Origin of the sequence: Sporosarcina sp. resist (assembly GCF_014302295.1) — a bacterium.
GTDB classification, from domain to species: domain Bacteria; phylum Bacillota; class Bacilli; order Bacillales_A; family Planococcaceae; genus Sporosarcina; species Sporosarcina psychrophila.
This window is the reverse complement of record NZ_CP060287.1, coordinates 2,432,650-2,447,711: the sequence shown is the minus strand read 5'-3', so window position 1 is coordinate 2,447,711 and position 15,062 is coordinate 2,432,650. Positions and strand designations below refer to the sequence as shown.

The window sequence follows — 15,062 nt, the reverse complement described above, 5'->3', positions numbered from 1 at the left end:
CGCCCTTTCCCCTTCCTACTCGCAGCAAACTCTAAGCCCTTGCTCTTTCAGTCTAGCTATAGACTCATTCTGTTCAGGAAGCTGTTCAAGAATGCTTTGAATAAACGGATAGTCTTCATGATTTTTGTTAATCGAGAAGAAAATCCATTGTCCTCTACGTTCTTCTTTCACTACCTTAATATCTCTAAGTTTACGCAAGTGTTGGCTGATTGCTGGCTGACTCATATTAAAAATCTCAACAAATTCACACACACAGCATTCATGTGACTTGAGTAGCTGCATCATGGTCAAACGGGTTGGATCTCCGAGTAATTTTAAGAGTTGCGATGCTTGCTGCATATCAATCGTTACTGTTTCATTCATTAGTCATCCCTCCTCAAATCATCATATAAGAATACACTTATATTCACAAGTGAATTATTCTACTTAACTATATTATATTGGGCTTTACTCGAAAGAAATTTTGTTAGGACATGACCAAAAGATATTATACCGATTTGAAGTTCCAATTTGTTGTTTGTATTTCTATTTAGTGAACCTCTTATTCTAAACGCCAAATAATACCCTTTTGATTTTCAAGTAAGCATTATTTGGCGTTTAGGGAAAGGATTTTCCACGCCATTATCGGATTTATTAACATATTAATCAGAATCTCCGTAATTCTCTACTCTCTTTTTCATCACCTTCGCCATTTGTTGGGAACTTGTTTCTTCTTCCCCATGCAGTTTATCAACGATGTTAAGATAATCCTCCTCATTGCGATTCTGACTTAATTTATAGGCAGCTTGAATTTCTCCTACTTTAATTTTAAATCCAACAATTCCTTTTAGTTCTTTTTCTACTAACTGAGGAGATAGTTTGTTCCATAAAACCGGATTCTTTCGATGCTTCTCGTATTTTTGTAGCATCATTATTAGGTCTTGTTTTAACTCTTCCTCATCCAAAATGCTCGCAATGCCATATACATGTACGGCTTGATAATTCCATGTTGGAACATTTTCATGCCCGTACCAAGAAGAAGAAATATAAGCATGTGGCCCCTGGAACATAACTAGTACATCATCACAGCCTTCGAATGTTCTCCATTGTGGATTCCCATATGCCATGTGCCCGGTAATATAATAATCATCTCCTTTTTTATTTAGCGCCAAAGGTAAATGACTAGCAATTGGTTTATTTTGTTTTATTGTAACAATAGTTCCAAATGAGTTCTCTTGAACAAATTCTTTAATTTCATCTACGTCTGTAACTTTAAAATACTTGGGAATATACATGATTAACCTCCTCTTTGATTACTAAAATGGCATTCATTGCCACATTAATTGAAAATGATTGGTATGCAGATTTCATAATTCAAACACGTAGTACCGACCTAGATACACTCATACAATAAATCCCATTGAATTCGCTTTGGTACCTTCGCAAAAATAAGAAGACCGATCCTGTCTTTAAGGTTTAAATACTAATCCAATTTCCTCCAAAGAGTTTCTAAGTATAGGCAGAGAAGCTGGGCCAATACCGTGAAATTGTAAAATTTCTTTTTCGCTAAACATTGATAGTTGTTGTAACGTTCCAATACTGTGATGCTCTAACGCTCTCCTTGCAGGTGCTGAGAGCTTTGAGAGAAATCCCTTGTCCGGCTCACGTTCTTTCTCGCATATCGGACAGCTTGGACAATCACTACTTTTATAATAGTTGTGTCCGTTGCTACATATTCGTAAGCTCCTGTTTGAAGTTCCCATTGTAAAATGTCTCCTTCCTTAAAATCTATATTCCCTTAATTATAGAATACTTCGAGTATACTTTTTATTGAATGATACCAGGTTCTGAAACCATTAGTCATTCAAAGAGACTCGTGTACTCCGAACTTATTTCTTGATTAATTCCGTAATGATTTTGTTTACCATCTTATCCATTTGGGATGATTCATATCTCCGCATCCAAGAAAAAATTTCCATACCCTTAATCTGTCTTGAAGTACGGCTTCATTGCGATCACCATATGCGCTAAACGAGTACGAATGAAGCTCTCTACTTTAGATTTCCCTTAATGAACCCGTACAGTTTCAACTCCCCTCGTACATTTATGCACTATTATCAATAATATGAGTTTTTTTATTTTCCTAGGAGTTTAAGTACATTCCTCAACAAACTTCCATATATCATTTCATTTATTTCTATAAATCCAGTTTACACTCAACTATTTCATTAAATAAGCCCTTTTACAACGAAACACCCCTTTGGATAAAAATCCAAAGGGGTGTTTCGTAACTTTTTTATAAACGTCGCATTTTTTTACAAACATCGCGACTTTATTTTAAATCCACAACTTTATTTCAAAGCTACATCACATCAAAAAAATTGATACTCAAACTAACCTCACTCCACCGTAACTGATTTTGCTAAATTACGAGGTTTGTCAACGTCGCATCCTCTATGAAGAGCAGCGTAATAGCTAATTAGCTGCAAGGGGATAACGGCAACAAGAGGTGTAAGTAAGGCATGCACTTTGGGCAGAACAAAACGATCATTCTCTTCTTCCAACCCTTCCATTGACAGTATGCAAGGATTCGCTCCGCGCGCGACAACTTCTTTAACATTACCACGAGTGTTGAGACTCACTGCTTGTTGTGTAACAATTGCAAACACAGGTGTGCCCTCTTCAATCAGCGCAATCGTCCCATGTTTTAATTCCCCACCTGCGAAGCCCTCTGCTTGAATGTAGGAAATTTCTTTTACTTTAAGTGCACCTTCTAAGCTAACGTAATAGTCTAGGTTCCGCCCGATGAAGAAAGCATTTCGAGAAACTGCTAAGAATTCATGTGCGATTTGCTCCATTTCCTCTTTTGAATCCACAAGTGTTTGGATTGCATTCGCTGTGATGGCAAGCTCTTTCTTCAAGTCAATTTCTACTGTTTTCCCTCGTTTTTTGGCTACAACATAAGCTACGATAGCAAGAACTGCTACTTGAGCTGTATATGCTTTTGTCGAAGCTACAGCAATTTCCGGACCAGCGTATAACAGTAATGTATGATCCGCTTCACGAGAAAGTGTGGAGCCTGTAGCGTTTGTTAACGTAATGCTTGGGTAGCCTAACGCTTTTATTTTCACCAATACTTGACGGCTGTCCGCAGTCTCTCCAGATTGTGTAATGAAAAGAAATAACGGTTTTTCCGAAAGAAGTGGCATGTTATAGCCAAATTCACTTGAAATATGCACTTCAACCGGAATACCAGCAATTTTTTCAAAATAGTGCTTGCCGATAAGACCAGCGTGATAGCTTGTGCCCGCTGCAATTATATAAAGACGGTCAGCTTCGTTAAACGCATTTACAATATTCTCATCCATTGCAAGTTCACCTTGCTCGTTTTCATATGCTTGAAGAATTTTACGAATAACACCTGGCTGTTCGTCCATTTCTTTCAGCATAAAGTGAGGGTACGTGCCTTTCTCAATATCACTCATATCGAGCTCTGCAGTAAAAGGTGCACGATCAATAGTTTCGCCATCCAATGTCATCAGTTCGATTGCTTGTTTACGAACAATGACAACTTCTTGATCGTGTAGTTCAACGTATTGGTTTGTTACTTGTAACATCGCCATCGCATCAGAAGCAACCACATTGAAGTTGTCTCCAACTCCTATTAATAATGGGCTCTTGTTTTTGGCAACAAAAATAGTGTCTGCCTCATCAGCATCTAACATGGCGATTGCATAGGAACCATGGAGTAAAGACAGTGTGTGACGGAAAGCTGTTTCAGTAGTCATACCATCTTTAACAAACTTTTCAACAAGTTGTACGATGATTTCTGTATCCGTGTCAGAAATCATTTGAACGTCCTGTAAATACTCTTTTTGAAGGTTATGATAATTCTCGATTACACCATTGTGCACAAGTGTAAACCGACTCGATGTACTTTGATGTGGATGTGCATTCGTTTGATTTGGAACGCCATGAGTCGCCCAGCGTGTTTGACCAATTCCAGTTGACGCTAACACTGTTGAATCCACTGCTGCACGTAGGTCTGCAATACGTCCTTTTTCTTTTATAACAGTAATACCTTTTTCATTGCGGAGTGCGATTCCCGCCGAGTCATACCCACGATATTCTAACCTTTCAAGTCCCTTTAATAGAATTTCTTTCGCATCTAAATCACCAATATAACCTACTATTCCACACATATTTTTTCCTCCGATATTTGCAAAATAAGCAATACTTAACTACACCTCAGCTGAATTAGCGAAGTGTCCTTACATATTGCTTGAATGATTTTGCCTTTTTGCTCCTTTGTCCATTCGATTGCTCAAATGATTTACTAGCAAAAAATACAACCGGGCAATTGCGATTGGGAGGCTTCCGCCGAAAGTTCGATACTCCTCCACCTCGTCTGCTGAAAATTAGTAACGTCCGATTTCTTCAGCACTGGCGCTTTAACTGTTTTCCGATTTACATTTAACGCGCGATTTTCACTCCTTTTACACGCGGTGACCAATAGCTTATCTAGTACTAGTAGCTATGAATCAACTTTATCATCTTACATAACTTGCTGTTTTTTTGTCAATAAATAAAGAGAGTAAGACTAGATTTTTTTCTAATCCCCCTATTCACTAATATATGCAGAATGATAGTGAGATCACAACAGTTTTGGGAAATCAAAAAAATCAGTCACTTTCGTTAAATGGCTGATTACTCGTCCTATATTCAATTGGTTTAAGAACAAAAAGTCAGTCAAGATTAATTAGCTTTTGTATCAAAGTATCCTGCTATCCCGATGTCATACAAGGGAATAATTTGATTCTAATAACACAAGCGGTTCTCTTACTTATCTAGTTGTAACTACACTATTATTATCAGTTACTGCTTACTCAAACATATAATTCTATTCATTTTAATAGCTAGCTTTTGTGTAACATTTCAAAGTTATTAGACTGAAAGAGATGGAAAACCCGCACGACTCCACAACCATAAAGGGGTATGAACATCAATTGGAGATAACTCACTATCAATTAGTGCCTTTTCCCATGATTTAGCAACTATCTGTCTATTATCCGACGAACCATCTAATACCTCAGAAGAACATAGACCTAAATTTACGCTAGCTTTCAAAATATGCGTATCAGGAGCTATTGTAATCAATTCTCGAGACCTCCAGCAAACTCCCGTATACCTTTCCATGGCATATAACCAGTAATTGAAAATCTTAGGTCCAGAAAGATATGGAAATTCTGGCTTTCTATTGATTTCCATAATGCTTTTTAAGATGGCTATATCAAATTGAGCAGATTCAATCAATCCTATTACGTCACCTCTTTGAGATGATTGAGTTATTCCCTTAGACACACGTTGCCAAATTTCCGGGTGGCGATTGGGTTGTAAAGCAACTCGGTAATAAACCAAAATACTACGTAATTCATCCAAATTACTTTCAGATACGACTTTTGGATTAAAGATCCAACGAGAACTTTTATCCAAATAAGCTTGTGCAACCGACTCCCATAATTTATATGAGTTTCTTTGATAATTTAAAGCCATTCCTAATGTCAGTACATTCATTAAATCATCTTTGGGAACAATTCCAATCAGAGCATCCTCTGGCATTATTTCACCACCAAGCAACCCTTCAGCATGCATTTGTATTAGTAATTTCACATTTCCAATAAAGGTTTTGTTTTCCATTCGATCCTCCGAACCTATTTCAACTATTATTTCTATAATCTCATTTGTCGTAATCCCAATGTTTGTAGGTACAATTTCACTTTTCTCCAAATTTAACTATGCTCAAGTTCACTTTTTATCGCTGTAATAATCGCTCCATCAATCGGATACATGAAGCTCCTGTTAACACGGACAGCCGACCCAAAATGAACTTCTTCTATCCCTGTTGCAGACACCAATGAAGACAGCGTTTCAGGGTTCATACCATTCCCCGCTAAAATTAGGACAGAAGTATCTTTAGACTTGTCCACCAACTTTTTCAGCTGTTCAGCAGCCTCTGGCGCTGGTGCTTGTCCCCCTGAAGTCAAAATCCGCTGAATCTGTGGGAAACGAGCAATGACTTCTAAAGCTTCCAGCTGATCTTCTATCTCATCAAATGCACGGTGAAAAGTGACTTTCATCTCTCCAGTTTCCTCCAACAAACGTGAGAGGGCATCCGTATTCACTTTACGCTCTTCAGTTAGTACTCCAACAACAACTCCCGCAGCTCCCGCACGTTTAATATGGCGAATGTCAGCTATCATTACAGCTAAATCGTTGTCATCATAGTGAAAAGTTCGACTATGTGGCCGAACGATTACATGGACTGGAATATTTACACCTGCAACCACTGCTTCCACCAATCCCAAACTTGGCGTTAGGCCACCTTCAGTCAAAGCTGCGCAAAGTTCCAATCGGTCGGCACCACTTCGTTCTGCAGCAATTGCATCCGTCAAACTTGTAGCTATAATTTCTAACATCATTTTGGTTACACCTCCTATGAATGCATTTTATTTTTGTAAATCAAATACGACTTTTCTTTCCCCGACAATCACATTATTATCATTTATAATTTCTTTTGGCGCTAACTTATACAAACGCTCAATCGTTTCATGGTTTTCATAACCGATCTGCTCCAAAATAGATGCAATAATGATTGGCCACACAAGCTCGGATCCATCCATTACTTTTAATGCAAAGCCCATTCGCTCATTCTTAAGTGCAAAACCATACACGCCCTTAGCTCCACCTTTAGCAACGATATTTGGGTCCGCCAATAAAACAGAGCAAATGAAATCATGACTCGCAATCATTTCCGGATGTGCATTCATATAGCGAGTAATTTTAACGACAGCTTCTCTCATTTCTCGTTGCTGAATCAAATCTGGACAAGCAAGTTTCAGGTACGCTTGAGCAATGTTCTGAAGCGGCATTGCATACACAGGGAATCCACATCCATCAATTCCAATGCCAAAGTCTTTCTTCGGATAATTGGCCATATCAGCCATCGCGGCCAAGCTCAGCTGCTGTACCGGATGTTCCAACTTCCAATAACCGTCAATGTCGTATCCCAGCACTTTTGCCAAAGCGATAAAACCGCTATGCTTTCCTGAACAGTTATGGTAAAGCTTTCGCTGCTTCCCGTGCTTTCGATGATAGTCCGCTTTTGGTTCTTCATTCAGCGGATAGGTTGGACAGCAATAAAATTGCTCTTCATTAATTCCGACCTTTTGTAAAATCGAATCCAGCGCCTCAATGTGATAGTCTTCTCCACGATGCGAAGCAGCAAATAAAGTAGCTTCTTTGGATGTAAGTCCGAACTTGTCATCTACTCCATTTTGAATAACTGGAATCGCCTGAAATGGTTTTGCTGCCGAACGAAGAAATGTCATATGATTTTCGTTGCCAACAGAATAAAGGATATCGCCATCTGCATTGATTCCACAAATAACACCCATATGAACGTTTTCTAAAATGTCATTACGATATTCTTCCACTAGTACTTGTTGGTCCACTGTTTATTCCCTCCACTTGCTCGTTATGAAAGAATTCTCTACAGGTGGTAGCTCATCACAATGAGTTCACCACTTCTCCCCATCTCCCGAACGCCTTCATCAATATAGCCACACTTTTTATACAGGGCTTGAGCTATCTCATTTTTAATATTTACAGCTAGTACGATCTCATCAATGCCAATAAAATTACTTCTAACAAATTCTGGTATAAGCATCAATGCTTTCTTCCCATAACCTTTACCTTGCTGATGAAAATCCGTTGAAAAGCTTCTAATTAATATAGCATCGTCATTAGGAGAAAAAGGGTTAACCCCTTCACCTTTATGTAAGCTAAAGAACGTTACAAGTTGCTCATTTTCTACCGCTAAAATCGAATAGCGATTCTCTTCCGTATTCGAAAGATCAATAGAATCTTTTGGGGTTCCCGTAAATCGTTGCTGTTCGCTAGTTAGTGTATAGTTTTCTATGAGTTTAGCAAAAGCATGATTATAAAAATGCAGTTTCATGTATTCTACTCCCTTCCACAAAAGTACGTACGTTCCAGTTAAGAAGTTCTATGTATGCCATTAACATAATAACCAATTACTTAAATGACTACGTCACCTCCTGCGTTTACTGAGAACCGATTATTCCAAAGAGTTAAATTCCATTATATCAGCACTTGCCCTAACAAACTTAAATTATTTCATTACAATTAAAGGATTACCATTTACCAACATTTGCAAGAAAATCCCAACACTTATAAGCAATAAAAAAAAGACTCCAAAATTTATGGAGTTCCTCCTTTGCAGTGCTTCATGACAAAACAAATATGTGAATCTACCTATATAATGGCACCTCCCATTTCTCTTTGTCTTCTTCATACTAAATACAGTTTTTATGATTTTTTGTTTTTCTCCAAGACTTTGAATGACAATGCCACCCGTGAAGAGTCAGCATATTCACTTGCTATAACGAGTTTAAGATACAAATCAATTCATTTTTTGATGAAATAAAAAAAGAACATCCCACTCCATTTTTTCAAATGAGTAGGATGTTCTTTATAAAAATATGGATCAATCTTTGCTAGTATAATACGCATTTAAATCATTATAATATTTATTCAATGAAGAGGTAGACACTTCAAACCATTCAGCAATCTCTTTCACAGTTATCGTAAGAGGTTCAAATAAGGCATTTTCTTGGCCAAATCGAATTGCTCCAGCTGCAATCGCCACTTCTTTACGTGCGTTCGGCTGCTGTTCTACTAAATAATCTTCTATTATTTCTATTAATTGCTCAGATTCACGTTCATTTTCCTCTAAAAACTCTATTGCTTTTTGGAGTACACCCGCTTCAAAGTTTGTAAATTCTCCTCCGTCGTAGCCATCCTCACCAAGTAGCTTCCAAAATGCAATTCCATTTTCTTTTAAAAATGAGGGAACAGATTGTTCTTCTTGTGATTCAAATTGCTTCACAAATCTCCCGAATGCTTTTGTATAATCGGTTGGGAAGAAAATCAAGCTTGAAATCGCCAAATAGTGATTATCTTTGGATGAGCCATCCGGTAAAATGAAGCAATACACATGGACGCCTACTGGAACAGGCTTTTCACTTTCACGTCGTAAACGTATCGTTTCGTCTTCTAATATATTTTTAATGGACATATATGTATCATCTACAGCTACTACTTCTCCAATGAAAATACGTGGATCAGACCATGTTTCTAACACTTTCACTACAGATGGACGGATAATTTTCTTTTGTTGTTTCTTCATATAATTCGTCCAAATGTCCGGTTTGTGATGGAAAAAGAATTCATCCATGACAATCGCTTCAATCATTTCCTCGACTAAATATTCCTTAAGTGGCTCACTCCATTTTTTCACCAAGCTCAAGAATTCATTTAGGTCACGTTTTTCAGGATACTCTTCATAAAACGCTTGCAAAATTCTTTCAAGCTCTTCCGATTGCACTTCTTCTATTGAAAATGTCGCTTTCGATTCACAACATTTTTTATATTTTTTCCCACTGCCACAGAGGCATGGATCATTACGTCCAATCACATAAACACGTCCTTTAACTAATTAAGAATACATTTAAGTGTAACATGACTATACAAAAATAATAAGTGTACATTTTAGTTTGCCAGTTTGGTGTATTCATCTACAACCTGTGTATTTACGGTACTATAAATGTAGAAATAAAGAACCTTATTGAATTCGCTACGACGCTAGGGCTTCGACTGCCCCTTGTAAAGCTCCTTCGCTCAGTTTATATTGGTATGGATTTATAACTCTTCCCTAATCAGAATCAGTTTTGAAGATAATTATTAGAACAATGGATACTCATCTATACTACGACACACGTCCTTTAAAATAATCAAAAAAACGACTGTCAGGGCTTTTGCCCGTTAAGTCGTCTGTCCTCTTTTTGCAGTGAAAGAACTCGCTTCTCTCCACTTGTCATTCTCCTAGGCTTTATTTGTCTTCGATGCTCCTCAATAATCGCCTGTAAATTCACAACATCTATCATGCAATATTCCCTCCGTTTCATACTCACTCAATAGCGTATGAACTACAAGCGGAATGGATACACTTTATTAACATGTTGTATTTTTCTGAAAATACAGCCACGAAAGATATTATTCCCATCTTTTACCGTGTCAGATAAATTATCTAACGCAAAGTAATCTTTAAAATACACATACTCTCGTTAAGAATTCCTTGTATTAAGAATAATCAAAATTAGTTTCCCAGGAAATAATCTTCTAACATTTTGAAAGCATCCTATTTCCCGAAGAATAAAATTAATTAATAAATAAATTTTTACAATTAATATATATTACAAAAATATTAATTCTCCATTTTTATTTACACTACTTCAACCTATTTTCTATCCCATTTTTTTCACAGTCAACTAACACTGAATTTAAAAACTATTGACGAAAGATTAAACTTTAGTTTACACTTTTCATGAAGCTCCTTTTAATAGTATAGGTAACTGATTTAGTCGTCGTTTCCTTACTACTAATTAGGGGCATTTTTTCGCAAGTAATTAATAATATTTTAAAGTAGTTCCACTTTTTTTCTACTGCAACTCTAGTGAATGCCTACTAAATATTTTATCTGCATATACCTATATCAACCGAGCGTAGGCCCCTTACAAAGGGTAGCCGAAGCCTTAAGACTGGCCGCGAAGCTGCTTGGCTTAAGGCGAGAGGCATCCCCTAGCGCTGAAGCGAATTCAATGGGATTCTTTATTTTAATTTATGAAGAATAAATTCTATTGACTAAGAAATGTTATACTTTATAATAAGATTTGTTTTACATGAAAGGCGTGATGGTAGGGTTGGAAAATAAGCTGAAGCTTTATGGCTTTAACAACCTCACAAAGACTCTTAGCTTCAACATCTATGATGTTTGCTATGCGAAAAGTGAGCGGGAGCAAAGTGAATATATTGCTTATATTGATGAGCAATATAATTCCGATAGATTAACCAGTATCCTGTACGAAGTGACAGATATTATCGGGGCACATGTCTTGAATGTCAGTAAACAGGATTATGATCCACAAGGTGCAAGTGTGACCATTCTTATTTCGGAGGAAGCCTTTCCTATCGCATTGATTGATGAATCGTGTAATAAAGGTGAACGTACCATTTTGGGAACTCGTAAAACAGTCGTTGGTCACCTGGATAAAAGTCACGTTACCGTTCACACATATCCGGAATATCATCCCGATAATTCTATCGCTACTTTTCGAGTCGATATTGATGTTTCAACGTGCGGCACAATTTCCCCGTTGAATGCACTTGATTATCTGATCGGGAGTTTCGACTCAGACATTATTACAACTGATTACCGAGTGCGTGGATTTACACGCAATATGGAAGGCGAAAAATTGTATATAGATCATTCTATAGAGTCCATTCGGGATTATATTGACAGCAATACATTGCTGAAATACCATTGGAAAGATATAAATGTACACCAATCCAATATCTTTCATACAAAGCTACTTATCAAAGACATAAACCTGCAGGACTATTTGTTCAATACAGATGTCTCGGAGCTACCTCTTAATGAAAGGCTCGAAATCACAACCATGCTACGAAAAGAGATGACTGAAATTTTTAATGGTTCTAATATAGATGAATGAGGGGTGATTACGTGACACATCTTTTGCAACATAAAGCCCCCATAATGGAGGCGCTGAATCAATACAAATCAATGCGCGTCGTCCCTTTTGACGTTCCAGGTCATAAACGTGGAAGAGGTAATCCTGAATTAGCTGCATTTTTAGGTGAACAATGCTTGACTATGGATGTCAATTCCATGAAACCACTTGATAATCTCTGCCACCCTGTTTCGGTTATAAAAGAGGCAGAAGAATTAGCAGCTCAAGCATTTAATGCTAAGCACGCCTTTTTCATGGTGAATGGTACCACATCTGCAGTACAGGCAATGATCATGACGGCATGCAAAGCTGGGGATAAAATCATTATGCCACGCAATGTACATCGCAGTGCGATTAATGCCCTCATTTTAAGTGGTGCCGTTCCTATCTATGTTAATCCGGGCGTACACAGTGAACTTGGCATTCCTTTAGGAATGGCCGTAAAAGATGTAGAACAAGCTATCTTAGATAACACAGATGCTAAAGCCATTCTCATCAACAATCCTACTTATTATGGGATTTGTTCAAACCTGCAAGCTCTTACCGATCTTGCACATCAACACGATATGCTCGTCCTTGTCGATGAGGCACATGGTACTCATTTTTACTTTGGTGATAATCTTCCCGCTTCTGCTATGTCAGTTGGTGCTGATATGGCATCCGTTAGTATGCACAAATCCGGCGGGTCATTGACACAAAGCTCTTTTTTGTTGATAAACAATGACGTAAGCGAAGGTTATACGAGGCAGATTATCAATTTGACACAAACGACAAGCGGATCTTATTTACTGCTCTCTTCCCTGGATATCTCGAGAAGAAGTTTAGCGCTTAACGGAAAAGAGATATTTCAAAAGGTTGCCGAAATGGCACACTATACAAGGACTGAAATCAATAAGATTGGCGGCTATTACGCCTATTCGAAAGAATTGATTAATGGAGATACGATTTTCGACTTTGATGTTACGAAACTTTCGGTGGATACCCGCGACATTGGCTTAGCCGGAATTGAAGTCTATGACATTCTTAGAGATGAGTATGATATTCAAATTGAATTTGGCGATATCGGTAATATTTTGGCTTATATTTCTGTCGGTGACAGGCATCTTGATTTGGAACGGTTAGTCGCAGCACTCGCTGAAATAAAACGCCGCTATTCTAAGAATAAAAACAGCGTTTTCATCCATGATTACATTCGTCCGCAAGTTGCTTTCACACCGCAAGAAGCCTTTTATGCGCCTAAGCAAAAGTTGCCCATTTCGGAGAGCGCAGGTTATATTTCCAGTGAATTCGTTATGTGTTACCCCCCAGGTATCCCGATTTTGGCGCCTGGTGAACGGATTACAGAGGAAATTTTGGATTTCATTCAATACTCCAAAGATAAAGGCTGTTTCTTAACAGGTACTGAAGACAGCGACATTGCAAATATTAATGTGTTGAAGGAGTTGGCGAAATGAATTTATGGTATACAGAAAATCATTCGCCTAATGTCCGTTTTTCATTGGAAGTGGAAGAGCACCTCTACACGGGTAAAAGTGATTTTCAAAAAATCGATATTTTACAAACGTCGGAGTTTGGCCGTGTTCTTACACTAGATGGACTCGTAATGTGTACTGAAAAAGATGAATTTATATATCACGAGATGATTACGCATGTAGCAATGGCAACCAATCCGACTATAAAAAAAGTACTAGTCATTGGGGCTGGTGATGGTGGAACAATCCGTGAATTGTCTGCTTACCCAACTATTGAACAAATCGACATGGTTGAAATTGATAAGATGGTTGTTGATGTCTGCAGAGAATATTTACCGCAGACAGCCTCGAAATTAGATGACCCGAGGGTTAATCTGTACTTTGAAGACGGGCTAAAATTTGTTCGTAAAATCGAAAATGATTATGATTTGATCATTGTGGACTCGACAGATCCATTCGGTCCAGGTGAAGGGCTATTCACAAAAGAATTCTACGGCAACTGTTATAAAGCGCTGAAAGAAGATGGAATTCTTGTGAATCAACATGAAAGTCCCTTTTACGCTGAGGATGCGCTTGGTATGAGGAAAGCACACCAAAAAATCGTGGGCTTCTTCCCTGTTTGTAAAGTTTATCAATTTCACATGCCAACTTATCCATCCGGTCATTGGTTGTTTGGTTTTGCGTCAAAGAAATTTGACCCTATTCAAGATTTGGATGCAACAGCATGGAATGACCTTGACCTGAAAACAAGGTATTACAATACAGACATTCATGTTGGTTCATTTGCACTTCCAAACTATGTAAAGGAGCAATTAAAAGATGTTGAATAGAAATGTTGAAACGTTTATTGGTTGTGACAATGAGTATGAAGAATCGAAAATCGTTATTTTTGGGGCTCCATTTGACTCTACAACTTCTTTTCGTCCTGGTACACGCTTCGCAAGTAAAGCAATGCGTGGTGAATCGTTTGGAATTGAGACGTATAGCCCTTATCAGGATAAAGACTTAGAGGATATCGCTGTATTTGACGGTGGCGATTTAGAATTAAGTTTTGGGAACACGACAAGAGCATTAGGACAAATTGAAGATTTCACAACTCAAATTTTGGATGACGGCAAGATTCCCTGCATGATTGGCGGGGAACATCTGGTGACACTCGGTGCAATGCGTGCTGTTGCCAAAAAACATCCTGACCTTCATGTCATTCAATTTGACGCACATGCAGATTTACGTGAGGACTATCTTGGGGAAACCCTTTCTCATGCCACCGTTATTCACAGAGTATGGGACTTACTCGGAGACGACAAGATCTTCCAATTCGGTATCCGCTCTGGAGACCGCAGTGAATTCCAATGGGGTAAAGACCATGTGTTTACGAACAAGTTTAACTTTAACGGATTAGAAGAAGTCGTTGAAAAGCTTAAAGGTAAACCAGTCTATTTAACCATCGATTTGGATGTATTGGACCCTTCTGTATTTCCTGGAACAGGTACACCTGAAGCCGGCGGAGTCAGCTTTATGGAATTACTGAATGCCATGTTAACAGTAAGCGGCCTCAATATTGTTGCTTGTGATGTAAACGAGCTATCTCCGATTTACGATCAAAGCGGTGTCTCGACAGCGGTAGCATGTAAAGTACTACGCGAATTGTTATTGGCAATTTGAATTCGGTGGCAGTAACTGGCACCGGGGTGTGGCGTTTGGATACATGTACAAACTGAGCGTAGGCGCCTTAAAAGGGATAGCCAACCGAACAACGAAGAGTTCGGTTTGTATAATTTCTGAGTACTTTGCAGAAATTATACAGTTAATGTCCAGAGGTTATTTCCTTTAGGTTCAAGGATATCTCGACTAATCTTGGCGGGAGGCATCCCCTAGCGCCGCAGCAGATTTGAAGGAATTCTTTACTTCAACTTTTCAATCTAAAAAAAACTATATTATA

The 15,062-nt window shown here is 38.2% G+C and carries 13 protein-coding genes; 4 read left to right on the top strand and 9 right to left on the bottom strand.

Going from position 1 to position 15,062, the window contains the following annotated elements:
• Window positions 1–15: 15 nt before the first annotated feature.
• From H7992_RS11860 to H7992_RS11820, 9 genes are all read right to left on the bottom strand, one after another.
• Complete coding sequence (locus tag H7992_RS11860; protein ID WP_187047691.1) at window positions 16–363, bottom strand: ArsR/SmtB family transcription factor; 348 nt, start codon at window positions 361–363, stop codon at window positions 16–18.
• Window positions 364–641: 278 nt separating this feature from the next.
• Entirely contained in the window at window positions 642–1,274 is a 633-nt protein-coding gene (locus tag H7992_RS11855) for an FMN-binding negative transcriptional regulator (protein WP_067208875.1), read from the bottom strand.
• 174 nt (window positions 1,275–1,448) lie between these two features.
• Window positions 1,449–1,742 carry an RNA polymerase alpha subunit C-terminal domain-containing protein gene (locus H7992_RS11850; RefSeq protein WP_187047690.1) on the bottom strand — a complete coding sequence of 98 codons (294 nt, stop codon included), beginning with the start codon at window positions 1,740–1,742 and terminating at the stop codon, window positions 1,449–1,451.
• Window positions 1,743–2,378: 636 nt separating this feature from the next.
• The gene (gene glmS / locus H7992_RS11845) at window positions 2,379–4,181 is read right to left on the bottom strand and encodes a glutamine--fructose-6-phosphate transaminase (isomerizing) (RefSeq protein ID WP_187047689.1); all 1,803 of its coding nucleotides are present in this window, start codon (window positions 4,179–4,181) and stop codon (window positions 2,379–2,381) included.
• Between the two features lie 742 nt (window positions 4,182–4,923).
• On the bottom strand, window positions 4,924–5,676 hold the full coding sequence (locus tag H7992_RS11840) for a hypothetical protein (RefSeq protein ID WP_067213934.1): 753 nt from the start codon (window positions 5,674–5,676) through the stop codon (window positions 4,924–4,926).
• A gap of 92 nt (window positions 5,677–5,768) precedes the next feature.
• Window positions 5,769–6,458, bottom strand: coding sequence for a copper homeostasis protein CutC (locus H7992_RS11835; RefSeq protein WP_187047688.1), 690 nt, complete (start codon window positions 6,456–6,458; stop codon window positions 5,769–5,771).
• A gap of 27 nt (window positions 6,459–6,485) precedes the next feature.
• Window positions 6,486–7,490, bottom strand: a complete 1,005-nt coding sequence (locus H7992_RS11830) for an asparaginase (protein WP_187047687.1) — start codon at window positions 7,488–7,490, stop codon at window positions 6,486–6,488.
• A gap of 38 nt (window positions 7,491–7,528) precedes the next feature.
• Complete coding sequence (locus H7992_RS11825) at window positions 7,529–7,996, bottom strand: GNAT family N-acetyltransferase (RefSeq protein WP_067208863.1); 468 nt, start codon at window positions 7,994–7,996, stop codon at window positions 7,529–7,531.
• A gap of 549 nt (window positions 7,997–8,545) precedes the next feature.
• The gene (locus tag H7992_RS11820; RefSeq protein ID WP_067208860.1) at window positions 8,546–9,535 is read right to left on the bottom strand and encodes a YecA family protein; all 990 of its coding nucleotides are present in this window, start codon (window positions 9,533–9,535) and stop codon (window positions 8,546–8,548) included.
• 1,276 nt (window positions 9,536–10,811) lie between these two features.
• Between H7992_RS11820 and speD the strand changes: the two genes are divergently transcribed.
• From speD to speB, 4 genes are read left to right on the top strand one after another with little or no spacing between them, the layout of a single operon-like run.
• On the top strand, window positions 10,812–11,630 hold the full coding sequence (gene speD, locus H7992_RS11815; RefSeq protein ID WP_067213932.1) for an adenosylmethionine decarboxylase: 819 nt from the start codon (window positions 10,812–10,814) through the stop codon (window positions 11,628–11,630).
• A gap of 44 nt (window positions 11,631–11,674) precedes the next feature.
• The gene (locus tag H7992_RS11810; RefSeq protein ID WP_255428689.1) at window positions 11,675–13,102 is read left to right on the top strand and encodes an aminotransferase class I/II-fold pyridoxal phosphate-dependent enzyme; all 1,428 of its coding nucleotides are present in this window, start codon (window positions 11,675–11,677) and stop codon (window positions 13,100–13,102) included.
• The gene (gene speE / locus H7992_RS11805; RefSeq protein ID WP_187047685.1) at window positions 13,099–13,950 is read left to right on the top strand and encodes a polyamine aminopropyltransferase; all 852 of its coding nucleotides are present in this window, start codon (window positions 13,099–13,101) and stop codon (window positions 13,948–13,950) included. Before H7992_RS11810 ends, speE begins: the two co-directional genes overlap by 4 nt.
• Window positions 13,940–14,785 carry an agmatinase gene (speB, locus tag H7992_RS11800; RefSeq protein ID WP_187047684.1) on the top strand — a complete coding sequence of 282 codons (846 nt, stop codon included), beginning with the start codon at window positions 13,940–13,942 and terminating at the stop codon, window positions 14,783–14,785. Before speE ends, speB begins: the two co-directional genes overlap by 11 nt.
• The last annotated feature ends 277 nt before the right edge of the window (window positions 14,786–15,062 follow it).